The organism is Serratia sp. K1WW1 (assembly GCF_055790865.1).
Genome location: NZ_CM147697.1, coordinates 2294744 through 2319095, shown reverse-complemented (window position 1 = coordinate 2319095; position 24352 = coordinate 2294744). Strand labels below are relative to the sequence as shown.

The 24352-nt window shown below is 55.6% G+C and carries 25 protein-coding genes; 4 read left to right on the top strand and 21 right to left on the bottom strand.

The window, feature by feature from the left end; all coding sequences use genetic code 11:
* Window position 1: 1 nt before the first annotated feature.
* The 5 genes from ACX9GU_RS10455 to flgB all read right to left on the bottom strand — a co-directional run bounded on the left by ACX9GU_RS10455 (window position 2) and on the right by flgB (window position 3639).
* Window positions 2–757, bottom strand: coding sequence for a flagellar basal body rod protein FlgF (locus tag ACX9GU_RS10455; RefSeq protein WP_021180942.1), 756 nt, complete (start codon window positions 755–757; stop codon window positions 2–4).
* Between the two features lie 12 nt (window positions 758–769).
* Window positions 770–2008 (bottom strand): flagellar hook protein FlgE, encoded by a 1239-nt coding sequence (gene flgE, locus ACX9GU_RS10450; protein WP_473194707.1) that lies wholly within the window; start codon window positions 2006–2008, stop codon window positions 770–772.
* Window positions 2009–2086: 78 nt separating this feature from the next.
* Window positions 2087–2800 carry a flagellar hook assembly protein FlgD gene (gene flgD / locus ACX9GU_RS10445; RefSeq protein ID WP_473194706.1) on the bottom strand — a complete coding sequence of 238 codons (714 nt, stop codon included), beginning with the start codon at window positions 2798–2800 and terminating at the stop codon, window positions 2087–2089.
* 15 nt (window positions 2801–2815) lie between these two features.
* A complete protein-coding gene (gene flgC, locus ACX9GU_RS10440; RefSeq protein ID WP_021180939.1) occupies window positions 2816–3220 on the bottom strand; it encodes a flagellar basal body rod protein FlgC in 405 nt (134 codons plus the stop codon).
* Window positions 3221–3225: 5 nt separating this feature from the next.
* A complete protein-coding gene (gene flgB / locus ACX9GU_RS10435) occupies window positions 3226–3639 on the bottom strand; it encodes a flagellar basal body rod protein FlgB (protein ID WP_024528903.1) in 414 nt (137 codons plus the stop codon).
* Window positions 3640–3801: 162 nt separating this feature from the next.
* Between flgB and flgA the strand changes: the two genes are divergently transcribed.
* The 3 genes from flgA (at window position 3802) to ACX9GU_RS10420 (ending at window position 5344) form a co-directional block, all read left to right on the top strand.
* Entirely contained in the window at window positions 3802–4458 is a 657-nt protein-coding gene (flgA, locus tag ACX9GU_RS10430) for a flagellar basal body P-ring formation chaperone FlgA (protein WP_473194705.1), read from the top strand.
* 118 nt (window positions 4459–4576) lie between these two features.
* Complete coding sequence (flgM, locus tag ACX9GU_RS10425; RefSeq protein WP_202671446.1) at window positions 4577–4888, top strand: flagellar biosynthesis anti-sigma factor FlgM; 312 nt, start codon at window positions 4577–4579, stop codon at window positions 4886–4888.
* A 21-nt stretch (window positions 4889–4909) separates the two neighbouring features.
* The gene (locus tag ACX9GU_RS10420) at window positions 4910–5344 is read left to right on the top strand and encodes a flagella synthesis protein FlgN (RefSeq protein ID WP_473194704.1); all 435 of its coding nucleotides are present in this window, start codon (window positions 4910–4912) and stop codon (window positions 5342–5344) included.
* A 40-nt stretch (window positions 5345–5384) separates the two neighbouring features.
* Here ACX9GU_RS10420 and ACX9GU_RS10415 read toward each other — a convergent pair whose 3' ends face one another.
* From ACX9GU_RS10415 to flhD, 16 genes are all read right to left on the bottom strand, one after another.
* On the bottom strand, window positions 5385–6326 hold the full coding sequence (locus ACX9GU_RS10415) for an Rpn family recombination-promoting nuclease/putative transposase (RefSeq protein ID WP_473194703.1): 942 nt from the start codon (window positions 6324–6326) through the stop codon (window positions 5385–5387).
* An 83-nt stretch (window positions 6327–6409) separates the two neighbouring features.
* Window positions 6410–6811: a flagellar protein FlhE gene (locus ACX9GU_RS10410; RefSeq protein WP_021180933.1), complete on the bottom strand. Its 402-nt coding sequence runs from the start codon at window positions 6809–6811 to the stop codon at window positions 6410–6412.
* Complete coding sequence (flhA, locus tag ACX9GU_RS10405) at window positions 6811–8889, bottom strand: flagellar biosynthesis protein FlhA (protein ID WP_473194702.1); 2079 nt, start codon at window positions 8887–8889, stop codon at window positions 6811–6813. Before flhA ends, ACX9GU_RS10410 begins: the two co-directional genes overlap by 1 nt.
* On the bottom strand, window positions 8882–10024 hold the full coding sequence (gene flhB / locus ACX9GU_RS10400; RefSeq protein ID WP_473194701.1) for a flagellar biosynthesis protein FlhB: 1143 nt from the start codon (window positions 10022–10024) through the stop codon (window positions 8882–8884). Before flhB ends, flhA begins: the two co-directional genes overlap by 8 nt.
* Before the next feature lie 154 nt (window positions 10025–10178).
* Window positions 10179–10823, bottom strand: a complete 645-nt coding sequence (gene cheZ, locus ACX9GU_RS10395; RefSeq protein ID WP_021180930.1) for a protein phosphatase CheZ — start codon at window positions 10821–10823, stop codon at window positions 10179–10181.
* A gap of 14 nt (window positions 10824–10837) precedes the next feature.
* Window positions 10838–11227, bottom strand: coding sequence for a chemotaxis response regulator CheY (cheY, locus tag ACX9GU_RS10390; RefSeq protein ID WP_021180929.1), 390 nt, complete (start codon window positions 11225–11227; stop codon window positions 10838–10840).
* 49 nt (window positions 11228–11276) lie between these two features.
* Entirely contained in the window at window positions 11277–12326 is a 1050-nt protein-coding gene (locus ACX9GU_RS10385; protein WP_021180928.1) for a protein-glutamate methylesterase/protein-glutamine glutaminase, read from the bottom strand.
* The gene (gene cheR, locus ACX9GU_RS10380) at window positions 12326–13198 is read right to left on the bottom strand and encodes a protein-glutamate O-methyltransferase CheR (RefSeq protein WP_473194700.1); all 873 of its coding nucleotides are present in this window, start codon (window positions 13196–13198) and stop codon (window positions 12326–12328) included. The genes ACX9GU_RS10385 and cheR overlap by 1 nt, the downstream gene beginning before the upstream one ends.
* Window positions 13199–13219: 21 nt before the next feature.
* Window positions 13220–14851: a methyl-accepting chemotaxis protein gene (locus ACX9GU_RS10375; RefSeq protein ID WP_473194699.1), complete on the bottom strand. Its 1632-nt coding sequence runs from the start codon at window positions 14849–14851 to the stop codon at window positions 13220–13222.
* Between the two features lie 88 nt (window positions 14852–14939).
* On the bottom strand, window positions 14940–16607 hold the full coding sequence (gene tsr / locus ACX9GU_RS10370; RefSeq protein WP_473194698.1) for a methyl-accepting chemotaxis protein: 1668 nt from the start codon (window positions 16605–16607) through the stop codon (window positions 14940–14942).
* Between the two features lie 501 nt (window positions 16608–17108).
* Window positions 17109–17609, bottom strand: a complete 501-nt coding sequence (cheW, locus tag ACX9GU_RS10365) for a chemotaxis protein CheW (protein ID WP_473194697.1) — start codon at window positions 17607–17609, stop codon at window positions 17109–17111.
* 31 nt (window positions 17610–17640) lie between these two features.
* On the bottom strand, window positions 17641–19608 hold the full coding sequence (gene cheA, locus ACX9GU_RS10360; protein WP_161741179.1) for a chemotaxis protein CheA: 1968 nt from the start codon (window positions 19606–19608) through the stop codon (window positions 17641–17643).
* A 4-nt stretch (window positions 19609–19612) separates the two neighbouring features.
* Window positions 19613–20689, bottom strand: a complete 1077-nt coding sequence (gene motB / locus ACX9GU_RS10355) for a flagellar motor protein MotB (protein ID WP_473194696.1) — start codon at window positions 20687–20689, stop codon at window positions 19613–19615.
* Complete coding sequence (gene motA, locus ACX9GU_RS10350) at window positions 20686–21576, bottom strand: flagellar motor stator protein MotA (protein WP_021180921.1); 891 nt, start codon at window positions 21574–21576, stop codon at window positions 20686–20688. The genes motB and motA overlap by 4 nt, the downstream gene beginning before the upstream one ends.
* Before the next feature lie 144 nt (window positions 21577–21720).
* Window positions 21721–22305 (bottom strand): flagellar transcriptional regulator FlhC, encoded by a 585-nt coding sequence (gene flhC, locus ACX9GU_RS10345; RefSeq protein WP_473194695.1) that lies wholly within the window; start codon window positions 22303–22305, stop codon window positions 21721–21723.
* On the bottom strand, window positions 22305–22655 hold the full coding sequence (gene flhD / locus ACX9GU_RS10340) for a flagellar transcriptional regulator FlhD (protein WP_071680904.1): 351 nt from the start codon (window positions 22653–22655) through the stop codon (window positions 22305–22307). Before flhD ends, flhC begins: the two co-directional genes overlap by 1 nt.
* 1347 nt (window positions 22656–24002) lie before the next feature.
* On the opposite strand from flhD, the gene ydgT reads away from it, so the two are divergent.
* Window positions 24003–24218: a transcription modulator YdgT gene (gene ydgT, locus ACX9GU_RS10335; RefSeq protein WP_021180917.1), complete on the top strand. Its 216-nt coding sequence runs from the start codon at window positions 24003–24005 to the stop codon at window positions 24216–24218.
* Window positions 24219–24352 lie beyond the last annotated feature (134 nt).

Below are 24352 nucleotides of genomic sequence, written 5' to 3'. Positions count from 1 at the left end.
CTCAGCTCATTGACAGCAATGAGTTGGCGCGCTGTGCGTTTTCATCCACGCTGTGGATGACCTTCATTTGCATTTCGAACCGACGAGCGTTGGCGATCATATCCACCATCGTCTCCAGCGGTTTGACGTTGCTGCCCTCCAACACTCCCGGCATGATCCGCACATCGGGATCGTTCGGTAGTTGGTTGCCACGCTGCTGCTGAGCCTCGGCAGTCAGATGGAACAGGCCGTCGTCGCCGCGCACCACTTCCCGCGCATCGGCCTTCACCAGCTTCAGGCGGCCAATCTGGGAAATGGTGTTAGGCGGATCGCCCGGATTTAACGCCGAGATGGTGCCGTCCGCCGCCAGCGTCAGTTCCGCCTGCGGCGGGGCTTCGATCGGCCCGCCATCGCCCATCAGCGGCACGCCCTGCACCATCAACTGCCCGGTGGAGGAGATCTGGATGCTGCCGTTACGGCTGTAGGCTTCGGTGCCGTCCGGCAGCCTTAGCGCCAGAAACCCGTCCTGCTGCAATGCCACATCCAGTGGCCGCCCGGTGTAGTTCAGCGGCCCTTGGCTCATGTCTGCCCCCGGCGTCGAAGCAGCCACCAGCGTACGCGTTTGCATGCTTGGCCCATCAACCGGCACCGCACGCAGCGCCGAAAGCTGTGCACGGAAACCAGGAGTGGAGGCGTTGGCCAGGTTGTTGGCCGTGACCGACTGCTGCTCCAGCGTCTGCCGGGCCCCCCCCATCGCGGTATAAATCGCGTGATCCATAAATCAATCCTATTAGCGCAGGCTGACCAGCGTTTGCAGGATCGAATCCTGGGTTTTGATGGTTTGCGCGTTTGACTGGTAGTTACGCTGCGCGACGATCATGTTCACCAGTTCCTGACTCAGATCGACGTTGGAAGACTCCAGCGCACCGCTGGTCAGTGAACCGAAACCGCCACCGCCCGCCAGGCCCACACGTGGCTGGCCTGAAGCACCGGTTTCCTTCCAGACGTTATCCCCCTGTGCGGCCAGGCCTTCCGGGTTGGAGAAGTTGGTTAACACGATCTGCCCCAGCAATTGGGTCTGCTGGTTGTTGTATACCCCGACCACGGTGCCATCTTTGTTGATCTGGAACCCCTGGTATTCCCCGGTGGCATAGCCGTCCTGGGAAATCTTGCTGACAGAGTCGCTGCCGACGTTCTGTTGCAGGCTACCGGCAAAGCTCAGGTTAAAGTTTTGCGCCAGCGCGCCGTCTTTCGCCGACATTGGCACGACCAGGTTGAATGGCATGGTGCTTGGTGTGCCATCTGGCATCAACGTGCCGGTCAGCGTACCGCTGTTGTCAAAGTTCAGGCTGCCCGCTTTGGCCGACGGAGCACCCGTCACGCTGCCGTCCTGGGTGTAAACGTCCCACTTGTTATCAGCCGTCTTAACAAAGTAGGCGTTGATGTTATGAGCGTTGCCCAGGGTGTCATAGGTAGTAATGGTGTTGACGTAGTTAAACGAGTCGGTCTTGTTGGGATCGAACGGCGTCACCGCCGGTGGCTGATGGGTTGATTTCAGGTTGGCCACCATATTGCCGCTGGTGCTGGCTTTGGCGTTCATCATGCCTTCAGGAATGCTCAGCGGTACCGGATCGGCCCCCTGCTGGATGGTTGGCGGCGAGCCAGCCGCCGGGTAACCTGTCAGGCTCAACCCTTGCATGTTGGTGATGTTGCGGTTGGCATCCATGATGAACTGCCCATTACGCGTATAGAAGATGCCGCCGTCGGCGTCTTGCATACGGAAGAAGCCGTTCTGGCTGATGGCGATATCCATTGCCCGGTTGGTGTTGGTAGTAGTACCGCCGTTGAAGTTCTGGGTGATCCCCGCCACTTTCACCCCTAGCCCGACCTGCGAGCCGGCAAACATATCGGCAAAGGATACGCTGCCGGATTTGAAGCCGTAGGTGGCGGAGTTGGCGATGTTGTTACCAATCACATCCAGGTTGGTTGCAGCCGCGTTTAAACCGCTGACCGCTTGAGAAAAAGCCATGTCGTTCTCCGAAATAGGTCATTAAAAAAGTGTCTTCAGGATCGAGGGATCCATTGCCGACGTGGAAAATCACTGCGCTTAGTTTGACGAACCCAGTTTGGACAGGATCAGGCGCACGTCATCCAGCGTTGAAGTCCCCGCCACGCCCAGATCCAGTTTTGCCCCGTCCGTACCGCGCGTGACGCCGTTAACCATGGCGAAACGCAGTGGCTGCGCCACCAACTGCTCACCGCCGTTTTTGGCGTTGATCGCCACGGTGTAAGAACCGTCGGGCGCATTGGTGCCATCTTCCAGCGAACCGTCCCAGGAGAAGGAGTGCACACCAGCGGTCAGCCCGCCCAGTTCGATAGTGCGAACCACTTTGCCGGTGGCATCGCTGATGGTCGCCGTCACCGAATCGGCGGTGCGTTCCAGCTCTACGCCAAACGGCGTGGTGCTGACCTTGCCTTCGTCATTACCCACCAGGATCTCCTTGCCCGGCACCATCACGCCGTGGCCAATCAGCGAACTGGCCTGGATTGACTGGTTGCCGCTGATCTGGCCGGAGATCGATCCCAGTGTGGTGTTGAGCTTCTCGATCCCGCTGACCGTGTTGATCTGAGCCAACTGAGTGGTCAGTTCGTTATTTTGCATCGGGTTGGTAGGGTCCTGGTTTTTCAACTGGGCCACCAACAGCGTCAGGAAGTTTTTGTTCAAATCCTGGCTGGCGCTGTTACCATTCACGCCATTCTTGGCGTTGGCACCGGCGATGCTGTTGTCGAGTGATTCATTAGTAGTGGCGGCAATGGCCATAAATAAAAGCTCCGGTTACTGACCCAGCGTCAGGGTTTTCATCAACATGGATTTGGTGGTATTCAGCACTTCGACGTTGGCCTGATAGCTGCGCGAGGCCGAAATGGTGTTGACCATTTCCCCTACTACATCGACATTGGGCATCCGCACATAGCCTTTGGCATCCGCCAGCGGGTTGCCCGGCTGAAAGACCAAACGCTCCGGTGAGGGATCGTCTACCACCTGAGCGACGCGCACGCCGCCTGTCGACTGGCCCGGAGCTGCTGCAACCTCAAACACCACCTGTTTGGCCCGATAAGGCTGGCCATCCGGGCCGGTGGCGCTGTCGGCGTTGGCCATATTGCTGGCGCTGACGTTAAGACGTTGAGATTGTGCAGACAGGGCCGAGCCGGAAATATCAAAAATATTCAATAACGACATGGGAATTATCCTCCTTGCAGCACGGACATCATGCCTTTGATCTGGCCGTTCAACAGCGTCAGGTCGGTTTGATATTTCAGGCTGTTATCGGCAAAGTTGGTGCGTTCACGGTCCATATCCACCGTGTTGCCGTCCAGGGAAGGCTGATCCGGCACGCGGAACAGGAGATCCAGCGACGGTGGCTGCATATTCTGCGCCGGGATATGGCGCGCCGAGGTCAGATTCAGCGCCACGCCGCTGCCGTTGACGCGCCCCTGTTCCATGACCTTGTTCAGTTGGCTGGCGAAATCGATATCACGAGCCTGATAGCCCGGCGTATCTGCGTTGGCGATGTTGGCCGCCAGGATTTCCTGCCGCTGGGCGCGCAGGTTCAGCGCCTCCTGGCCAAAACGCAGAGCAGCGTCCAATTTGTCGAGCATGCTCCCTCCGCGAGGTTAGAATTTGGAGCCGACAGCATAAACGCCCTACCTGTCAGCCTATCGTGGGAATAAGGGCAAAATGCGTCGCTATTTGTCTGCTTAGCCTGCGCGCGTAACGGTTACACTTGTTCCCCTGTGGTCGCTGCGTCTGTGAGGCAAAATATGAAAAGGATCCTGCTGTTGGTCGGCTTGCTGATCGGCCTGAACGCGCACGCCGAGGACCTTGACGGGCAGGTGGAGAGCTTTATCAAGTCACAATTTGCCACTAGTGCCAACGTGACCGAAGTCAAGGTGCTGGTGCGCACGCCAGCAAGCCGTTGGCCGCAGTGCGAATTGCCGCAGCTTTCGATGCCTCAGAATGCTCGCCGCTGGGGTAACATCAGCATCTCGGCCCGTTGTGGCCAGGAGCGGCGTTTCATTCAGGCGCAGGTGCAGCTGGTGGGGCATTATCTGGTGGCCGCTCGGGGGATCAGTGCGGGCAGCAGACTCACTGCAGATGATATCAAGCTGAGAACCGGCCGATTAGACACCCTGCCGCCACGTACCCTGACCGATAACGCCAAAGCGATCGGTGCCGTCAGCCTGCGCAATATCAGCCCTGGACAACCATTGAACACGGTCATGCTAAGACGGGCCTGGGCGATCAAGGCAGGGCAAACGGTGCAGGTGTTGGCGCAGGGCGATGGATTTAATATCAGCGGTGCTGGGAAAGCGATGACCAACGCCGCCGCCGAAGACAGCGTGCGCGTGCGCATGGCCTCCGGGCAAATTGTTAGCGGCATTGCCAATATTGATGGCACAATTCGTATTACTCTATAAAAAAATAAAGCTTTGCCACAGCTTGCCGATAAGAAAGTCATAGCAGCATTTATCCGGCCACTCGTGCCACAGATTTGATTCCCCGTTGCCGAGGCGGCGGTACAGATGGAGATTGAACATGAGTATCGATCGTACCCAACGGTTGCAACCCGTGCCCACGGTGCAGCCGCGAGAAACACAGACAGACAGCACGTTGCAAGCACGTAAAAAGGTCTCGGCGGAAACTTCGGTCAGCGGCACCCAGGTTAAGCTGAGCGATGCACAGGCTCGCCTGATGCAGCCGGGCAGCCAAGATATCAATATGGAGCGTGTGGAAAGCATCAAGCAGGCGATCCGCAACGGCGAATTGAAGATGGATACCGGCAAGATTGCCGACGCCTTGTTACAAGACGTGCAAAGCGAATGGCAGTCCGGCGCCGATCGGGGTTAACACCAAGGGTGAGTCATTGATATGGAAAACCTGGCACAACTGCTGGATAAGCTGCTGGACACCTTGCAGGCGTTAGGCACGGTGCAGACGGAAGAGCACGCTTTACTGTGCTCGAAAACCTTGGCTGGCGTGGCTTTGCAGCGCGTAACCGATGCTAAAAGCCAACTGCTGGCGACGGTCAATTATCTGGACCAACAGCGGCTGGAGATGGAACGGCTGCAACACTGCCAAGCACCTTATGAGGGCCAGCCACAGTTGGCAGCCAACTGGCAGCAAGTGCAACAGCTGAGCCTGCAACTGCGCGAACAGAATCACCATAACGGCATGCTGCTCAGTCATCATATTGAGCACAATACGCAGGCACTGGCGATTTTAAACAAGCAGAATAAATCGCTGTACGGGCCCGATGGTCAGTCCCGCGCGGGGAGCCTGTTGGGCCGTAAGATTGGGGTTTGAACACCATCAACCAGCTAACACCGGCTATTTCCCACAGATGTTAGTGGTGAAGTTGTGCCAAATCGTCTGCGGAAAGGCCGGTTAATTTCATCACTACAGCACGGTCAAAGCCATCGGCCAGCATGGCACTCGCAATGTTCAGGATGGTTGCCCGTGCCTGCTCCATACCCTTCTCAATACCTTGTTCGATACCTTGCTCCATGCCTTTCTTGAAGCCTTTTTGCTCGAGATATTCTGCAATGGTCATCAATTCCTCCTCGTGCCGTGGCGTACGACGGGCCAACTCACGGATCAGCTTATCCGGTTCGGTCGTGTTCCCCACCTGCAACATGTAGTTCACCAACGAGATCAATTGCTCATTGGTAGTGTACCCAAACGATAATAATGTGACCAGTCGTTCCTTTATTTCGAATAGGTCACGCTGGCGCACGTGTTTTTGCAGCAGTTCCAGGGTAGCCATACGGCGGTGCTGCATGATGTCATCGTCCGGTATGACGGTGACGTCAACCAATGGGAAATGTCCAGCATAAAGCTGCCTGGCCAAATCAGGTTCACTGAATTCTTCCAGCCAGCTCATCGAATAGGGATAAGGCGTCACCTGGCCGTGATAAAACAGGGTTGGGATCACTAGGGGAAGTTGATCGTGACCCGTATCAAGGTGGCGTTGCATTGCAGCGATCGCATAACGTATTAAACGAAATGCCATATGCTTATCAGGGCTGCTTTGGTGTTCGATCAAAACGTACACATACGCGTCTCCCCTCTCAGTACGTAATGAGTAGAGCACGTCAGAGTAACTGGCTCGCAGATCGCTTTCGATAAAACTGCCGGATTCAAGTTTTAGCGTACTCAAATCGCAATATTGCAGCAAGACCGACGGCAGGTGTAACTCCAGAAAGTCTCTGGCCGTGTCTGGGTTAGTGAGGAACTTTTTAAATACCGCGTCATGCGATACCGAGGTGGTTTTTTTCATGTTGGTCATCCTGGACTTAACATGAAAAAACCTACCACAGGCTTTTATTACTTCACATTACTGCCGCCTTAATGCTGGATCCGACTCGCAACTCATTGGTAATTCACAATCACCTGATTAGAGATCGCCCGCAGCGGAGGGTTTAACGCGCCGCGAGACTTCACGTAATAAATGAAGCGGAACTCGCTGTCTGCGGGAATACCGTTGAAAGCCTCACTGCGGCCACTGCCCGCGCCGAGTGGTAGGCAGCGTGACGAGGTGCAAAGCTGTACCTCTAATCCGGCAGGCGCCCCTGCCAGCAACTGATAACGCCAGCTTACACTGGTCACCCGAGCCTCGGCCGCCGGTGGATTAGCTGGCCGCAGGCTGGGGGAGACATCACGCACGCTCCCCGTTTCCAGCGTGACGCCGCTGGCATCGGCGGCCCAAGAACCCGACACCGCCTGGGCGGCCAGCGGAGCGAACAACACCAACAAAGGAAGGAAAGCTTTCATCATGCGGCTCCTATGGTTGAGGTCATGCGGATCTGACGCTCATCGTTGATTTCCAGGTTCGACAGCACCACCAACTGCGGCAAGGTGCGGCGCAGGAAGCGCGCCAGCAGGGCACGTAACGCATGGTTTACCAGCAGCACCGGCGGTGCACTGAGCATCTCCTGACGTTGCAGCGCCTGCTTGGCCTGATCTAACAAGCGGTCCGCCAGGCCCGGCTCAAGGCCACCGCCGCCTTGCAGGGCCTGCAACAACAGGCGCTCAAGCGGCGTATCCAGACCAATAACCTGGATCTCACCGTTACCTGGGAACCACTGTTGGGTGATGGCCCGTCCAAGCGCCACGCGCACCACGGAGGTCAGTTCGAAAGGATCGCTTTGCGTTGGCGCATGTTCCGCCAGCGTTTCGATAATGGTACGCATATCGCGAATCGACACCCGCTCGGCCAGCAGGTTCTGTAGCACCTTGTGCAACGTGGTCAGCGAAACTACGCCTGGTACAAAATCTTCCGTCAGCTTCGGCATCTCCTGCGAAACACGATCCAACAGCTGCTGGGTTTCCTGGCGACCAAACAGCTCGCTGGCAAACTGACCAAGCAAATGGTTGAGGTGAGTGGCAACTACGGTGCTGGCTTCCACCACCGTGAATCCCTGGATCTGCGCCTGTTCACGCAGTGCGCTATCGATCCACACCGCCTCCAGCCCGAAGGCCGGATCGACGGTTTTGTCACCGGCCAGCTCACCCACCGCATTGCCCGGATTTATCGCCAGCCAGCGCCCCGGATGTGCCTCACCGTTACCGATCTCCACCCCTTTCATCAGAATGCGATAACTGGCCGCCGACAGTTCGAGGTTGTCGCGAATATGCACCACCGGTGGCAAATAGCCCGTATCCTGCGCGAATTTTTTACGGATGCCACGAATACGCCCCAGCAGCTCGCCGTTTTGCTGAAAGTCCACCATGGGGATCAGGCGGTAACCGACTTCCATACCCAACGGATCCTCCAACTGTACATCAGACCAACTGGCCTCCACAGCCTGCGGATTTTCCTGCGGCAGCGGCGGTTCTTTGACTTTCGGCGCCTGCTGTTCACGCCCGCGCAGCCGCCAGGCCAACGCCAGCAGTGCCGCCGTAAACAGCAGGAACACCAGGTTTGGCATACCCGGAACCATCCCCAACAGCCCCAACACCCCAGCACTCAACACCATCACGCGCGGATTGTTGAACAACTGGTTGACCATCTGCTCGCCAACGTCCTCATCGGTCGCTACGCGGGTGACGATCACACCGGCCGCCGTCGAGATCACCAACGCCGGGATCTGGGCGACCAGGCCATCACCGATGGTCAGCAAGGTATAGGTTTCAGCCGCGGTACCCAACTCCATGCCGTGCTGGATCACGCCGACCAACAGGCCACCCACCACGTTAATCACCATGATCATCAAGCCTGCTACCGCATCACCGCGCACAAACTTGCTGGCACCGTCCATCGAACCGTAGAAATCCGCTTCCTGCGTCACTTCGGAACGGCGCTTTTTAGCCTCGTCTTCGCCGATCAGCCCGGCGTTCAGATCGGCATCGATCGCCATCTGTTTGCCCGGCATCCCATCAAGGACAAAACGGGCACCCACCTCGGCAATACGCCCGGCCCCTTTGGTGATCACCATAAAATTGATCAGCACCAGGATGATAAACACCACGATACCGATGGCGAAGTTGCCGCCCACCAGGAAGTGACCGAACGCTTCAACCACACGCCCCGCCGCAGCCGCGCCGGTATGCCCCTCCATCAGGATGATCCTCGTGGAAGCGACGTTCAGCGATAGGCGCAACAGGGTTGAGAACAGCAGGATGGTTGGGAAGGCGGCGAACTCCAGCGTCCGCTGGGTAAACATCGCCACCAACAGCACCATGATCGACAAGGCAATATTGAAGGTAAACAGCAGATCGAGGATAAATGCCGGTAATGGCAGCACCATCATCGACAGGATCATCAGGATCAGTATCGGGCCAGCCAGCACCTGCCACTGCGTATCTTTAAAATTACCCGGCAAACGAAGCAGGGAGGCCAAATTAGCCATCTGAGTTATTCTCTCCAGCAAAATCCAGTGCTTCCGGCACCGGTAAACGTTGAGGTTTTTTCGGGATCAGGCCACCTTCACGCTGCCAACGGCGCAGCTGGTAGACCCAGGCCAGGACCTCGGCCACGGCGGCATACAAGGTCGTGGGAATGTGTTGCCCAATCTCACTGTGACGGTATAGCGCCCGCGCCAGCGGCGGAGCTTCCAGGGTCGGGATACGGTGTTCATTCGCCAATTCACGGATACGCAAGGCAATCTCCCCGGCCCCTTTGGCAAGGACTTTTGGCGCACTCATGTTCTTGTCGTTGTATTGCAATGCCACGGCGTAATGTGTCGGGTTGGTGACAATCACGTCGGCCTTCGGCACGTCGGACATCATGCGGCGGCGAGAGATGGCCCGCTGTTGCTGGCGAATACGCCCTTTGACATGGGGATCGCCCTCCTGCTGCTTGTGTTCGTCGCGGATTTCCTGCTTGGTCATCTTCAATTTCTTGAAGTGGCTCCATAGCTGATAAAACACGTCGAAGGCCACCATCGGCACCAGTCCAAGGACGATCAGCATGCCGCAGAAAATCACGATCTGTAGCGCATTGCGCAGTGCGTCCTGCGGTTGCTGCGTAACCAGATGCAGCATCGCCGCCCAGTTGTGCCACAGGTAAAGCCCTGCCACCCAACCCACCAGCGTCGCTTTGAGAATGGCCTTCAGCAACTCTGCCAGCACCTGGGTGGAGAACATCCGTTTTAATCCGGAGATCGGGTTCATGCGCTTGGCATCAAACTTAAGGCTAAAGCCCACGCCGCCCAGCAGCATCGGGGCCGACAGCGCCACCAGCACCAATCCGGCCAGGATCGGCATCAGCGCCCACACCGCTTGACGCAGCAACATGGCAAACTGGCGCAGCATCTGCTTATCGTTGCTGACCATGTTGTGATCAAAGTGCAGCCCTGCCGATAACATCCTCGCCAACTGTTGCGCCATATGGCCACCCGCGACCCACAAGATCGACAACCCCGCAATCAGCATCAGGATCGAAGTCAGCTCGCGCGAACGCGCAATCTGGCCCTCTTCACGCGCCTTTTCCAGCCGGTGGGGTGTGGGGGCCTCAGTTTTTTCCATATCACTGTCTTCGGCCAAGGCGAGAGTTCCCATTGCGTGCGAAGAATAGAATTGCCGCCAGCATGCCAAAAAAATGCGGATTTCATTGCGGGAACAACGGCGCAAAAGGCCGGTTATTTCGGGGATGGGCTAGCGAAAAGATTTAGGGCGCAGTGTGCGCCCTAATAAATGATCAAAAACCCAGGCTGTCGAGCAGATCGTCCACCTGGGCCTGATTGGCAATTACGCCAGCCCCGTTCTGATCCAGCTGCGGGCCATTGAGCAGGCTGTCGTTCGGCCTTTTCTCTTTGGCTGGCTGATCCGGGATGTTTTCCATCAGTACCATCAGCAGTTGCTTTTCAATCTCCTGCACTACGTCCATCATGCGCTTGATCACCTGGCCGGTGAGATCCTGGAAATCCTGCGCCATCATGATCTCCAGCAACTGGGCGTTGGTGAATGCGGTGTGCTCCGGCACCCGATCCAGATACTGACGGGTATCCGTCACCAGTGAACGGGCATCAGCCAGCTCGATGGGGTTGGCAAACCACTCGTCCCAGCGCCCTTTTAGCATATTGGCCTGCGACTCCAACTCCGCCTGGCGGGGTTGTGCCGCTTCCACGCAGTTGAGCGCTCGTTCCGCCGCCTGCGCCGTCATGGTGACCACATAATCAAGACGGTCGCGTGCGTCCGGGATCGCTTCGGCAGCCTGAGCGATAGCCTGATCTAGCCCCAGCTCGCGCATGCTGTCACGCAGCATGCGGGTCAGTTGGCCGATGCGGGAGATGATCTCGCCCGCTGTCGCTGCATCGCTGGCAGGCATTGGAATATCTCTCATCGCCCTCTCCTTTTTTACATGCCCAGTTTTTCAAAGATCTTGTTGAGCTTCTCTTCCAGCGTCGCCGCCGTGAAGGGTTTCACCACGTAACCGCTGGCACCCGCCTGAGCGGCAGCAATAATGTTCTCTTTCTTGGCTTCCGCCGTCACCATCAACACCGGCATTGACGCCAGCGCGCCGTCAGCACGGATGGTTTGCAGCAGCTCGAGGCCATCCATGTTCGGCATATTCCAGTCTGATACCACGAAGTCGAAGCTACCGGCGCGCAGTTTGTTCAACGCATCCGCCCCGTCTTCCGCCTCTTCGACGTTGTTAAAACCCAGTTCTTTCAGCAAATTTCTGACGATGCGGCGCATGGTGGAGAAATCATCCACCACCAGAAATTTAAGGTTCTTATCTGCCATTATTGCTCCTAAGGTTAATCGTTTTTGCCCCGAGGTTCGGGGCATAACATCAAATACGCAGCGCCTGACCACCCGCGATCTGCGCCAACATGCGTTGGCTCATGCGCTCCAATTCCACTACTTCATTGACGCCGCCGGTGGCAATGGCCTCACGTGGCATGCCAAACACCACACAGCTGGCTTCGTTCTGCGCCAGGGTGTACGCCCCGGCACGGTGCATTTCCAGCATGCCTGCAGCACCGTCATTCCCCATGCCGGTGAGGATCACCCCCACCGCATTACGCCCGGCAAACTGGGCCACCGAGCGGAACAGCACATCGACCGAAGGACGATGCCGGTTCACCGGCGGGCCATCATGCAGCCGTACCTGATAGTTGGCGCCGCTGCGCGTCAGCTCCAGATGACGATCTCCCGGCGCGATATAGGCATGGCCCGGCAAGACGCGCTCGCCGTCTTCGGCTTCTTTCACCGTGATCTGGCACAGCTTGTTGAGCCGCTCGGCAAATGAACGGGTAAAGCCTGGCGGCATATGCTGGGTGATCAATAACGCCGGGCTGGTAGCCGGTAACGGCTGCAAGACGTGGCGGATTGCCTCGGTCCCCCCGGTAGACGCCCCGATAGCGATCAGCTTCTCACTGCTCAACAACGGCGTATGGCTGAGGATCTCCGGAGCCGGTGCCGTTGAACGCTGTGGCAGACGCGCCTTGGCCGCCGTGCGGATCTTTTCGGCAATCAACTCGCTATAGGCCAGCATGCCTTCGCGGATCCCCAGTTGCGGTTTGGTGACAAAATCCACCGCGCCCAGTTCCAACGCCCGCAGGGTGATCTCCGATCCCTTTCCGGTCAGCGACGACACCATCACCACCGGCATCGGCCGCAGGCGCATCAGTTTCTCCAGAAAATCCAACCCGTCCATACGCGGCATTTCGACGTCCAGCGTCAGCACCTGCGGGTTGAATTTCTTGATCAGATCGCGCGCCACCAGCGGATCGGGGGCGGTCGCCACCATCTCCATATCGGGATGGCTATTGACAATCTCGGTCATCAGCTGCCGCATCAGGGCAGAGTCGTCTACGCTTAATACGCTGATTTTATTCATTACCTCTCCTTGGTCAGGCCATACACGGTCTGCCCACGCAAGTAGAAATCCCGGCTGATCTGGCTGAAGTTTTCGGAATGGCCGGCAAACATCAGGCCCCCCGGTTTAAGCAGCGGCACAAAGCGCCGCAAAATGCGCTCTTGTGTTTCCTTGTCGAAATAGATCATCACGTTACGGCAAAATATCGCATCAAACTGCCCCGGCAACGCCCATTCAGGGGCCAGCAGATTGAGCGGCTGGAAATGCACCTGTGCCGCCAGTTCTGGCCGAACCCGCACCAGACCATGGTGAGGCCCGGTTCCTCGCAGGAAATAACGCTGCATCTGCGCCGGCGTCAGGGTGCGCAGATCTTCCTGGCGATACACCCCCGCTTCGGCCTTTTCCAATACCTGAGTATCAATATCGCTGGCCCACACCTGCGTCCCCGTCGCCCGCTGCCCTAGCGCCTCATTCAAGGTAATGGCGATCGAGTAAGGCTCCTCACCGGTCGAGGCGGCGGTACTCCACACGCAGTAGCCGTTGGGCCGCGAGCGCGCATGTTCCGCCAGGATCGGGAAATGGTGCGCCTCACGGAAAAATGCCGTCAGGTTGGTGGTCAGGGCGTTGACGAATGCCTGCCACTCGGCGCTGTTGCTATCGCTTTCCAGCAGCACCAGATAGCTACCAAAATCGGGTATTCCCAGTAGCCGCAGACGACGTACCAGACGGTTGTAAACCATCTCGCGTTTGTGCTCAGCCAACACAATACCGGCACGCTGATAGATCAACTGGCTGATCCGTCGGAAATGTACATCCGACAAAGGTAGCCGTTGCACCATCTGTGTCAGTAAAGACGCAGGCTCTTTATTAGTGGGTGAGGATGAGCCACTCATAACCCTTCACCCGAGTTGTTGTTACTTGCTATACAATTCGACACTAGTTGCTTCCTTTGCCACTGATAAAACTCCGTTGTTAAGACTTTCTGATAAGGTGATGTTGTCGTCCGCCAGGCGGAATACCGCTACCGCATCGGCCAGCGTAATAGCTTGTTCTTCCAATGCCGCCGCCGCAGAGGCCGCTTGCTCCACCAGCGCGGCGTTCTGTTGCGTCACCTGATCCATCTGGGTCACGGCCTGAGTCACCTGCTCGATACCGCGGCTTTGCTCATCGGATGCCGAGGAAATCTCGCCCATGATGTCGGTAACGCGAGTCACCGAACGCACGATATCCTTCATCGTGGCACCGGAGTCTTCGACCAGCACCGATCCTTGCTTAACACGGCCAACCGACTCATCGATCAGCACTTTGATTTCTTTCGCTGCCTGAGCGCTACGCTGTGCCAGATTGCGTACCTCTGCGGCCACCACGGCAAAGCCACGCCCTTGTTCACCCGCCCGCGCCGCTTCAACCGCCGCGTTCAATGCCAGGATGTTAGTCTGGAAGGCAATACCGTCGATCACGCTGGTAATGGCGCCAATTTTCTGCGAGCTGCTGGCAATATCGTGCATGGTGTTGACCACGTCGTCGGCCATTTCCCCGCCCTTGGCAGCGGTGGCTGAGGCATCGCGCGCCAGCTTTGAGGCCTGGCGGGCATTGTCGGCGTTCTGTTTTACCGTGGCGGTTAACTGCTCCATACTGGCGGCGGATTCTTCCAGCGATGCGGCTTGCTGCTCGGTGCGGGAAGAGAGATCGTCATTGCCTTCCGAAATCTCCTGTAGCCCGATCAGGATCGACTCGGCGCCTTCTCGCACCGCGCCGACTGTGCCAATCAACGAGTTCTGCATGCGGTGCAGGCTGGCAAACAACATGCTGATCTCGTTGCGGCCATACACCTGGACCGGCGTGGCCAGGTCGCCGTCGGCGATACGGTCAAAGTGGCTGCGCATAATATTCAGCGGCTGAACCAACATATTGCGCAACCACCACATGGCGCTGGCGGTCACCAGGATCAGCATCAGCACCGCACCACACACCAGCCAACCTGCCAGCGTGAAGGAGCGCTGGTTGGCCGCATGGGCCTCGGCGATATTTTCGTTGACCAGTTGCAGGTACTGGACGAAGTCGGCTTCAAACAGGTCCTGCATTTTCTGCGTGGGTTGATCCATAAAGCCCTGCAGGTTGCCGCCCTCCAGGAAGACGATCAGTTCGCGCAGCGCACCGCGTAGCCGTTCATAGCTGGCTTGGGTGGTTTCTGTCAGTTGCTGCTCCTGGTCGCTGTTACGCGAGACGGCCAGGAACTGATTAAAATAGAGATCGGCTTTCTGCAACGAACTGCGGGCGTTGCCCATCAGGGCATCGACCTGTTCTTGCGGTACTTTCAGCGCTGCACGGGTGCCAGCCCGGTTCAAGGTGTTACGTGCCTGTAGCAGGGAAACCCAGCTCAGGCTGAGGGCATCACGCTGCTGGCTACCCAGACTAATCAGATTAAGATTGTGGTTATCGGAGCGGGAAGCGGTATACGACAAGCCGGTGCTAACCAGTTGCATCAGGCAAAAGGTCAGCAGTAATAAAAACAGACTGGTAGAGATACGGACTCGGTTAAACACGATAAACCTCCAGGTAGCCGCGGGTTAACACGACTTAGGACGGAAAAAAGGGCCACGATCTCGCAGGGAGAACGCAGCCCAATGCCGGTTAGAACGTTTCCCAGTTCTCCTGCGGATCGCTGGCGTTCATTTTTTTATGATTGATTACCGGGGTAACGATTTTACTGTTGGCGGATGACTTGAACTCGTTTTGACCTTCCGCTTTCAGTCGGAATACCGCAACGGACTGGGTCAAGCGGCTGGCCTGCTCTTCCAGAGCTGCCGCCGCAGAGGCCGATTCTTCGACCAAAGAGGCGTTCTGTTGGGTGACGCGATCCATTTCGGCAACCGCCTGGCCAACCTGATCGATACCACGGCTTTGCTCGTCGGAGGCCGAAGCGATTTCACCCATGATGTCGGTGACGCGGGTGACGGCATTGACGATATCGCCCATGGTTTCACCGGCGCTTTCTACCAGCACCGAGCCCATATCGACGCGGCTAACCGAGTCTTCAATCAGGCCTTTGATCTCTTTGGCTGCCTGCGCGCTGCGACTTGCCAGGTTGCGTACTTCACCGGCAACCACGGCAAAACCACGGCCCTGTTCACCGGCACGAGCAGCCTCTACTGCCGCATTCAACGCCAGGATGTTGGTCTGGAAGGCGATGCCGTCGATCACGCTGGTAATATCGGCAATTTTCTGCGAGCTGCCAGCGATGTCGTGCATGGTTTGCACCACGTTGGCGACCACTTTACCGCCTTTCTGCGCGGTTTCTGAGGCGCTCAACGCCAGTTGGCTGGCCTGACGGGCGTTTTCGGCGTTCTGTTTCACCGTCGCGGTCAACTGCTCCATGCTGGCAGCGGTTTCTTCCAGCGAAGCGGCCTGCTGTTCGGTACGGGAAGAGAGATCGTTGTTACCTGCGGCAATCTCGGAAGCACCGCTGTAGATGGCATCGGCCCCCTGACGCACGCCGCTGACGGTGTCGATCAGTTCGCCTTGCATATGCCTGAGGCTGGCTGCCAGCACGCCCATTTCGTTGCGGCTGTTGACGTCGATCTGGTGGGTCAGATCGCCTGCGGCGATCAGTTTGATGTGCTCAATCATACGGTTGAGTGGGCGCACCAGAATATGGTGGATGCCGAACCAGACCATGGCGATCACCGCAACTACCAGTACCAGCACCACGACCAGCGTCCAAACGGCGAATTCGAAAGAGCTGTCGCCATCTTCGACCGCGATCTGGTATAGCTTGTCGTTCTGAGTCAGGTAGCGGTTATAGAGCTGTTCAAACTCAGTCTGATAACGCTGAGTGGGCTGTTCAAAGAAGGCGTCCAGCTTGCCGTCACCCAACAGCGGGATCAGCTCCGACAGCGCAGTGTGCAAAGTGGTATAGCGTTGCTTGAGTTCGTCTGCCGCTGCTGCATCCTGGCGAGCATCCAGAGGGATTTTTTCATAGGCAGCGTAGTGCTGTTCCGCCATGCTCAAGGTTTTTTTCGCCGAGACCAGCAGTTCATCAACTGTGGCACCGGTGCCCGCTTTATTGAGGTCCATCATGTAGCGGATCCCGGCACGATTGAGGGTATTGCGGGTTTGCAGCAGATTTACCCAGCTTTCATTCAGTTCTGACTGCTGCTGTCGGATAGTTTGCAGTACGGTAAAATTCTCTTTGTTATCTTTCAGCGAAGTGAAAAACAGCCCACCGGAAACCAGCTGCAAGGCACCGAATAACACCAGCACCAGCAATAAGCTGGTGACCACCTTCATACGATTAAACATTTTTACCCTTCTTGGAAGCCCGCACAGACAAGCGCTGTGTACGTTAACTGTCTGGGTTATCGGCGTGGCAGAAGAGAACTTTAAGAAAAATCTGTAACTATTTTTTTGTATTGTGCGGGGGGTTAGATTTTAGCTCGGAGAAGGGATGACCCCTCACCCTAACCCTCTCCCACAGGGAGAGGGGACAGAACGTGCCACTGATTAGTACCGTATGCGTCCTTCACATCCCCCCGATTACAGCTTTCCCAAAGGGCAAAGGGAACGAAATTGCCGTGTTACAGATTAGCTTCTGCACCTGAACACCGCGCCGTACCAGCTCCCTCTCCCAAAAGGAAAAAGGCAAAAGGCCAAGGGAACGAAATTGCCGTGTTACAGATTAGCTTCTGCACCTGAACACCGCGCCGTGCCAGCTCCCTCTCCCTGTGGGAGAGGGTTGGGGTGAGGGGACCTGACGCCAATGGGCCTCACCAGTCACACCATCACACGCAGCAACTTAGTCAATCAGGCGCTTTTCGCGACGTTGTCCACCAGCGACATCTCTTCGCTGCTCAGCAGCTTTTCGATATCCACCAGGATCAGCATACGTTCACCGAGCGACCCCAGACCGGTGAGATATTCCGTTGCCAGCGTAACCGCAAACTCAGGAGCTGGGCGGATCTGATCCGTCGTTAACGACAGCACATCAGACACGCCATCCACCACGATACCCACTACCCGCTGGCCAAAGTTCAGCACGATCACCACGGTGTTTTCATCATAAGAGACGTCCTGCTGGGCAAACTTCACGCGCAGATCGATAATCGGCACGATCACCCCACGCAGATTGGTCACGCCCTTGATAAACGCTGGGGTGTTGGCGATGCGCGTTACCTGATCGTAACCGCGGATCTCCTGAACCTTGAGGATATCAATGCCATACTCTTCGTTACCCAAGGTAAAAATCAGGAACTCCTGACCTACCGTTTCGCCCGCCAGTTTGCTGACGGTTGCCAGTCCTGCCATTTCGATCACCTTTAAATCAGTCGGTTAATAATTATGCGGCAGCGTCCGTCAGACGCTTTTCCCGGTTCAGCGTTTGCAGCGCCGAAACATCTACAATCAGCGCCACGCTGCCATCCCCCAGAATGGTGGCAGCCGAAATGCCCGGCACCTTGCGGTAATTGCTTTCCAGATTTTTCACCACCACCTGGTGCTGACCGATCAACTGATCGACCAGCAGCGCATAGCGGCGGCCTGCACTTTGCAAAATCACCACGATGCCCTGAGTGGCTTCGGTTTTGGCCCCGTCAACCTCAAACACCCGATACAGCTCGACCAGAGGCAGATACTCACCGCGTACCTGAAGCACACGCTCCCCACCGGCCAGCGGATGCAAATCCTCGGCCTGCGGTTGCAATGACTCCATCACGGCATTCAATGGCAGAATGAACACTTCCTCATTCACCTTGACCGACATGCCGTCAAGAATGGCCAGCGTCAACGGCAGTAAAATGCGGATTGAGGTGCCCTTCCCAGCCTGGAAATGGATTTCGACATGGCCCCCCATCTCCTGAATATTTCGCTTCACCACGTCCATGCCCACTCCGCGCCCGGAAACGTCGGTCACCTGCTCGGCGGTGGAGAAACCCGGGGCAAAGATCAGCATTCCGACCTCTTCATCACTCATGTTGTCACTCACCGCTAGCCCCTGCGAAGCAGCCTTGGCGAGAATTTTCTGGCGATTGAGACCGGCACCGTCATCGGTGACCTCAATGCAGATATTGCCGCCCTGATGTTCGGCGGACAGGATCAGATTTCCGACTTCGGCCTTACCGGCGGCCAAGCGCGCAGCAGGTTCTTCAATACCGTGATCCAGGCTGTTACGCACCAGGTGCGTCAACGGATCGATAATGCGTTCAATCAGGCTCTTGTCCAGTTCGGTAGAGCTTCCGCGTAGCGTCAATTCCACCTGCTTGTCCAGCTTGCTGGCCAGATCGCGCACCAGACGCGGGAAGCGGCTGAAAACGTACTCCATCGGCATCATGCGGATCGACATCACCGACTCTTGCAGGTCGCGAGCGTTACGCTCCAACTGGCTCATGCTGTTGAGCAGATCGCCGTGGTTGACCGGATCCAGAGAGCCGGAACGCTGGGCCAGCATCGACTGAGTGATCACCAATTCCCCCACCAGGTTGATCAGTTGATCGACCTTTTCTACCGCCACGCGGATGCTGGTGGACTCGCTAGCCTTGGCTTTGGGCTTCGGCGCTTCAGCCACCGTAGCAGGCGCGGTAGGTGTGACAACGGCCACGGGTTCCGGCGTGCCGATCTTCTCCACGGCTTTCGGCGGCGTGGAAAAAGCAATCTGCTCCGGTTCCAGCACAAAGCACAGTACCGCGCTGATATCCTCCTCACTGGCAGAGGTCAGTAAAGTGACCTCGAGGCTAGTCTCGGTCTGCTGCGGGTTTTCCACCTCGCCCAGATTGCCCAACTCTTCCAGCATCAGAGGAATTTCATTCGGCTTCAGACCGCTCAGGCTGATCCGCATCCCGCCTTCAATTGCAGCCGGAGCAGCGGCATGAACCACCGGTGAGGTTACCGTTACCGCCGCCGCAGGAGCATCCTGCTGTTGCGCTTCCAAAGCCAACTGCCGCAACGCCTGACAAATATACTCAAAGCTCTCGCTATCAGGCTGTTGCGACGTTTTATAGGCGTCCAGTTGCTCCTGCATAATGTCTTTGGTTTCCAGAAACAGGTTGATAATTTCGGTGCTCAGGCTCATTTCCTGACGCCGGGCACCGTCCAGCAAATTCTCCAGCAGGTGGGTAGTTTCCTGCAGCACGCTAAAGCCGAAAGTGGCCGCCCCGCCCTTGATCGAGTGGGCAGCGCGGAAAATCGCGTTCAGTGGTTCAATATCCGGGGCCAGCGGGTCCAGCTCCAACAGATGTTGCTCCATATCGGCCAGCAGCTCGTCTGCCTCATCAAAAAAGGTCTGATAAAAAGCGCTAATGTCCATGCTCACGGGGTCACCTCTGCTGTGAGTCGCTGTTAGTCGGTGAAGTGGCGGAAGGTGCCGCCGGAATAGCCGCTGTCGGCCCGGTATCTGCGGCTTTCACCGCTGCCGGAGGTTGCTCTGGCGTGCCCTGCGTTGCCGGCAGTTCGGCGGTTGGAGCAGGCGGCGACGGCGGTAATTCCTGTGTCGCTATAGCCGGTGCCGTCGCCTGCGGAGCCAACTGCTTCAGGCCTTCTGGCTGATTGATTTCCGTAGCGCTGCTCTCCGCATTCTCGTGTTCTATCCCCTGCTGGGTTGCTTTGTTCAGCACCAGAATGGTGATCCGCCGGTTAACCGCATCATCACCGCCGTGCTGTTTCAGGTTCATGGTCGAGGCCATCCCAACCACCCGCAATACTTTGCCTTCGGCCAAACCACCGGCGATCAGTTCACGCCGCGAGGCATTGGCACGATCGGCGGACAGCTCCCAGTTGCTGTAATAGCGCTCACCGGTAGCATAAGGCAGATCGTCGGTATGGCCCGACAGGCTGATTTTGTTCGATAATCCATTGAGGATCGGCGCTATCCCGCGCAGGATATCGCGCATATAGCTTTCCACCTGTGCGCTACCGGTCTTGAACATCGGCCGGTTCTGGCTATCGATAATTTGAATGCGCAATCCTTCGTCCATCATGTTGATCAGCAAATGCGGCCGCAGCGCTTTCAGACGCGGATCCGACTCAATCAGCTCATCGAGTTTCTCGCGCAGCTTGTTCAGACGCAGCTCTTCCGCACGCTTTTCCGGTGAATCCATCTGCTTTTTGACCAACCCTTGCTGCTGGGTTGGATCGTCCCCACCGCCCGGGATTGGGCTGCTTTCCGAGCTGCTCTTGTCGCCGCTGGTCAGCGCTACCTTCAATGGAGTACGGAAATATTCGGCTATCTGCGTCAACTCCTGCGGGCTGGCAATCGCCAGCAGCCACATCACCAGAAAAAACGCCATCATCGCCGTCATAAAATCGGCATAGGCAATTTTCCAGGAGCCGCCGTGATGACCGGCATGATGGGCTTTGCGTTTTCTGACCAGAATAACCGGGTGATTCTGTTTCATGCGTCCTGCTCTTCCGTCGCCTGCTGTGCCGGGGCTTTCACCTTGCGCACATGCTCTTCCAACTCAATGAAGGAAGGGCGCTCCGTGGTGTACAACGTTTTACGGCCAAACTCGACCGCGATCTGTGGGGCATAACCATTCAAACTAGACAGCAAGGTGACCTTGATGCACTGCATCATCTTGGTGGTTTCGGCACTCTTCTGGCGCAGCAAAGTAGCCAGCGGGGAGATGAACCCATAGGCCAACAGAATGCCGAGGAATGTGCCCACCATCGCATTGGCGATCAGCGCCCCCAATTCCGCCGCAGGCCGGTCAGCCGAAGCAAGTGCGTGCACTACCCCCATCACGGCGGCCACGATGCCGAAAGCTGGCAACGAATCGCCGACCATCGCCAGGCTCCCAGCGGGTACCTCACTTTCCTGTTCGAAGGTTTCGATCTCTTCATCCATCAACGCTTCGATCTCAAAGGCGTTCATATTGCCGCTCACCATGAGTCGCAAATAGTCGGTAATAAATTCCACCAAATGGTTATCGGCAAGAATGCGCGGATAATTAGAGAAAATTTCGCTTTCCTGCGGATTATCGATATCAAACTCAAGCGACAACATGCCTTGCTGGCGGGATTTGGCCATCAGCCGATACAGCAGCGCCATCAGATCCATATACAGTTCTTTGTTGTATTTTGAGCGGCGCATCAGCTTGGGAAGAGCGCGTAGCGTGGATTTGATCGCTTTACCGTTGTTGCCGACGATAAAGGCCCCCACACCAGCCCCCCCGATGATCAAAAATTCGGCAGGCTGATAGAGTGCGCCGAGGTGGCCCCCGACAATCATATAGCCGCCAAATACGGTTCCCAGAACCACGAGATAACCCAAAATAACTAGCACACGTATTCCTTAAATTCACAATATGGGTGGAAGGTGAGTCAGCGCGGGTGAAATTCGGCAACAGCTCGGGTCGCCCAAAGAGCCCGGAGTACCGAGCCCTTGAGTTTCACCAGTCTGTGTTGCTGTATAAGCCTGCAAGCAAGCTCAGACTGCGCGTTTAACCTGCTCTTCCAGCAGTTGTGGAATAATATCGGCCAATTGCGGCGAAAGTTTACGTCTTTTTACTGCGCGGGATGGGGGTTGGCATAAACTGCAGACAAAACTGTTAAGCGGCTGGTGCGCATGGGTGATAAAAGCCCCACCACAGCAGCTGCAGGCGGATAGCTGCAACATACCGCTGTCGACAAAACGCACCAGCGTCCAGGCTCGCGTCAGCGCCAGCAGCGGGGGTTCGCCTGGCTGCTGCGGACACTGTTCCAAATACAGCCGATAGGCTTTGACCACGGCTTCAACCCCTTGGCACTGACCGCATTTGAGCAGGAACTGATAAGCATTGAAAAACATCGAAGAGTGGATGTTTTGCTCCCAGGTCATGAACCAGTCGGTCGAGAATGGCAGCATCCCTTTGGGCGGTGGACTGCCGCGCAATTCTTTGTACAGTTTGATCAATCGCCCACGGCTAAGCTGCGTTTCGCTCTCCAACATCTGCAAGCGCGCGCCCAGCGTGATCAGTTCCATGGCGAGTTGAATGTCCTTGGCTTCCTGAACAATACTTTTCTCACTCATCATCAGGCTCTTTTCTTCGTCACGCTACCGCCTTTACCCGATAGTTCTTGGAGTAAATGGCTCGATAGCAAAATGCCGGTGTGGATCTGTTGCAGATCGTCCACGCGAGATTCTTTCGTCAGGTGCTCGATAGTATTGTGGTCGTTGAAACGGAAGTGGCAAACCAGCTGATTCGTTTCTGCCAGTTTTACCATTTGTGGCAACGTGAGTTGCGACAGCGCATCCGCCATTGAGTTATCAATACCCAGACGGAACATTGCCGACGCTTTTTCATCGTTAATCAGACGCTGTGCTAGAAGCAAATATGACAAGTTAATGTCATAAATATGTTTAAGTAGTTCAGACGTACCCATATTCCCATCCCGACAGACTATGTTTAGAAACATACGCTGGGTGATAAATTATCGCCCATGACCTGGGTTCATTCCCAAAGTTGGCAAACAAATCCCTGTACGCCAGCCGCGATAACTGCGCGACTATACACATTTCGGGTTGTTACTCAGTATTTGATACACATGTAATTACATGTATGGATATACAGCATCCTGCTTCAAAAGTGTGTTTTTCGTAAGACGATTTTTACAAATATAATAAGATTAATCTTAATAACAGCGCAACTCTACCCCCGATCACTTGGCCCACACAACGTAAGCGACCTGCTATTTTAAAAACAATGTGACGAAGATCACAAAAATAAAAAATATCGGCCTAAAAAAGGCCAAAATATGATCATTTATTAACCTCCGAGCTGTGCAATAAACACACTAAAGTAAGAAAAGGTCTTAAAAACCATGTTTTATAGCCTAAAAATACCCATTTTTAGATCAATTCGAACAAAAGCTTAACTAAAGCCAAATCACAGAGAAAAAATCTGCCACCCCGCCACCAGGGCAGCTTAAAATACTGATTGTCATTTAAAACCAGTTCGTTATGAATAAAGTTATCCACTAACTCCCTCCTTGACTGAAAAGTAAGATTTAACTTGGGTGCTGTTTCAATTTTCGACAGAGCGGATCCTGCGGTTAAAAGGTGCAGTATTATGGGTTAAACAAGTTAACAGAAGTAACAATGTGTTTCGTGGTGAGGGAGTCGACAGGGGCAAATCAGAAAAGAGAATGCCAACTAGCGTTGCTCGGCAAGGAAAGTCGCAAATTAATTTTTACTTAGCATTTTAATTATTATTTAAGGTATCCGACCTATTATATGGAAAATTCCTAATCCCCATGACAAAGATCAAAAAGTGCATTAGGTCATCCATGCTTTATTGTCTGGCTATTTCTTCAGCGCTGGCGAGATTATGCTCGAGCCTTACATCTCTTCAGCAAATTTTTTGAATGCATACCATGCAAATACATCGAGCATCCACTTTACGGCGCTGCCGCCAAAACCACTGCCATTATCATTTTCTTTGCTTTAGGCAAAGAAACGCAGCGCTATGTTGGCAAACGTTCCCTGAGTCAATAATGTAAGATTCCCCCTAATTGACGGTTTATCTGTCAAGATATATTGCCCAGATGCTCGGCACACATTATCATTCGGTGGTGCCTCCTCCCCTAACAAGGGTATTTTGGCTAAGCGCGCTCCATTTACTCACTTTTCTTTTTTTTGCCTGGCGACATCTCATCATCTTATGGCGATTTCTGCGAATATGTGAGGTTTTTCTTTCCGCTTTAATACTATTAATAGGCTATGTTTTAACTATGACAAGTACGATCGATTACCTGATGACGTTTCGCAAATGTTCCAGCCTGGACAGCCTGGAAAAAGTCTACGACAAGCTGAATTACTCACTGACGGACGACAATGAAATGAGCAACATGTACCGTGCTGCGGATCATCGCCGTGCGGAACTGGTCTCTGGCAAACTGTTCGACCTGGGTAAAGTGCCGAAGTCACTCTGGGCGCAGGTGCTTTAATCCCCAGATCGTTTTGCGCGCAGCTTTTTATCTTTTATGGCGGAATCTCTTTCTTGCCCTGGGATTTAGCGTTGCGCGTGATACAAACCACATTTATTGCGCAGGCATTGCTCTACCCTTTTAGCAGACATTCG

Excerpts from the sequence above, each read along its gene's own strand:
- ACX9GU_RS10455 (WP_021180942.1), bottom strand. The coding sequence starts at position 757 with ATGGATCACGCGATTTATACCGCGATGGGGGGGGCCCGGCAGACGCTG.
- flgE (WP_473194707.1), bottom strand. The coding sequence starts at position 2,008 with ATGGCTTTTTCTCAAGCGGTCAGCGGTTTAAACGCGGCTGCAACCAAC.
- flgD (WP_473194706.1), bottom strand. The coding sequence starts at position 2,800 with ATGGCCATTGCCGCCACTACTAATGAATCACTCGACAACAGCATCGCC.
- flgC (WP_021180939.1), bottom strand. The coding sequence starts at position 3,220 with ATGTCGTTATTGAATATTTTTGATATTTCCGGCTCGGCCCTGTCTGCA.
- flgB (WP_024528903.1), bottom strand. The coding sequence starts at position 3,639 with ATGCTCGACAAATTGGACGCTGCTCTGCGTTTTGGCCAGGAGGCGCTG.
- flgA (WP_473194705.1), top strand. The coding sequence starts at position 3,802 with ATGAAAAGGATCCTGCTGTTGGTCGGCTTGCTGATCGGCCTGAACGCG.
- flgM (WP_202671446.1), top strand. The coding sequence starts at position 4,577 with ATGAGTATCGATCGTACCCAACGGTTGCAACCCGTGCCCACGGTGCAG.
- ACX9GU_RS10420 (WP_473194704.1), top strand. The coding sequence starts at position 4,910 with ATGGAAAACCTGGCACAACTGCTGGATAAGCTGCTGGACACCTTGCAG.
- ACX9GU_RS10415 (WP_473194703.1), bottom strand. The coding sequence starts at position 6,326 with ATGACCAACATGAAAAAAACCACCTCGGTATCGCATGACGCGGTATTT.
- ACX9GU_RS10410 (WP_021180933.1), bottom strand. The coding sequence starts at position 6,811 with ATGAAAGCTTTCCTTCCTTTGTTGGTGTTGTTCGCTCCGCTGGCCGCC.
- flhA (WP_473194702.1), bottom strand. The coding sequence starts at position 8,889 with ATGGCTAATTTGGCCTCCCTGCTTCGTTTGCCGGGTAATTTTAAAGAT.
- cheZ (WP_021180930.1), bottom strand. The coding sequence starts at position 10,823 with ATGAGAGATATTCCAATGCCTGCCAGCGATGCAGCGACAGCGGGCGAG.
- cheY (WP_021180929.1), bottom strand. The coding sequence starts at position 11,227 with ATGGCAGATAAGAACCTTAAATTTCTGGTGGTGGATGATTTCTCCACC.
- ACX9GU_RS10385 (WP_021180928.1), bottom strand. The coding sequence starts at position 12,326 with ATGAATAAAATCAGCGTATTAAGCGTAGACGACTCTGCCCTGATGCGG.
- cheR (WP_473194700.1), bottom strand. The coding sequence starts at position 13,198 with ATGAGTGGCTCATCCTCACCCACTAATAAAGAGCCTGCGTCTTTACTG.
- tsr (WP_473194698.1), bottom strand. The coding sequence starts at position 16,607 with ATGTTTAATCGTATGAAGGTGGTCACCAGCTTATTGCTGGTGCTGGTG.
- cheW (WP_473194697.1), bottom strand. The coding sequence starts at position 17,609 with ATGGCAGGACTGGCAACCGTCAGCAAACTGGCGGGCGAAACGGTAGGT.
- motB (WP_473194696.1), bottom strand. The coding sequence starts at position 20,689 with ATGAAACAGAATCACCCGGTTATTCTGGTCAGAAAACGCAAAGCCCAT.
- flhC (WP_473194695.1), bottom strand. The coding sequence starts at position 22,305 with ATGATGAGTGAGAAAAGTATTGTTCAGGAAGCCAAGGACATTCAACTC.
- flhD (WP_071680904.1), bottom strand. The coding sequence starts at position 22,655 with ATGGGTACGTCTGAACTACTTAAACATATTTATGACATTAACTTGTCA.
- ydgT (WP_021180917.1), top strand. The coding sequence starts at position 24,003 with ATGACAAGTACGATCGATTACCTGATGACGTTTCGCAAATGTTCCAGC.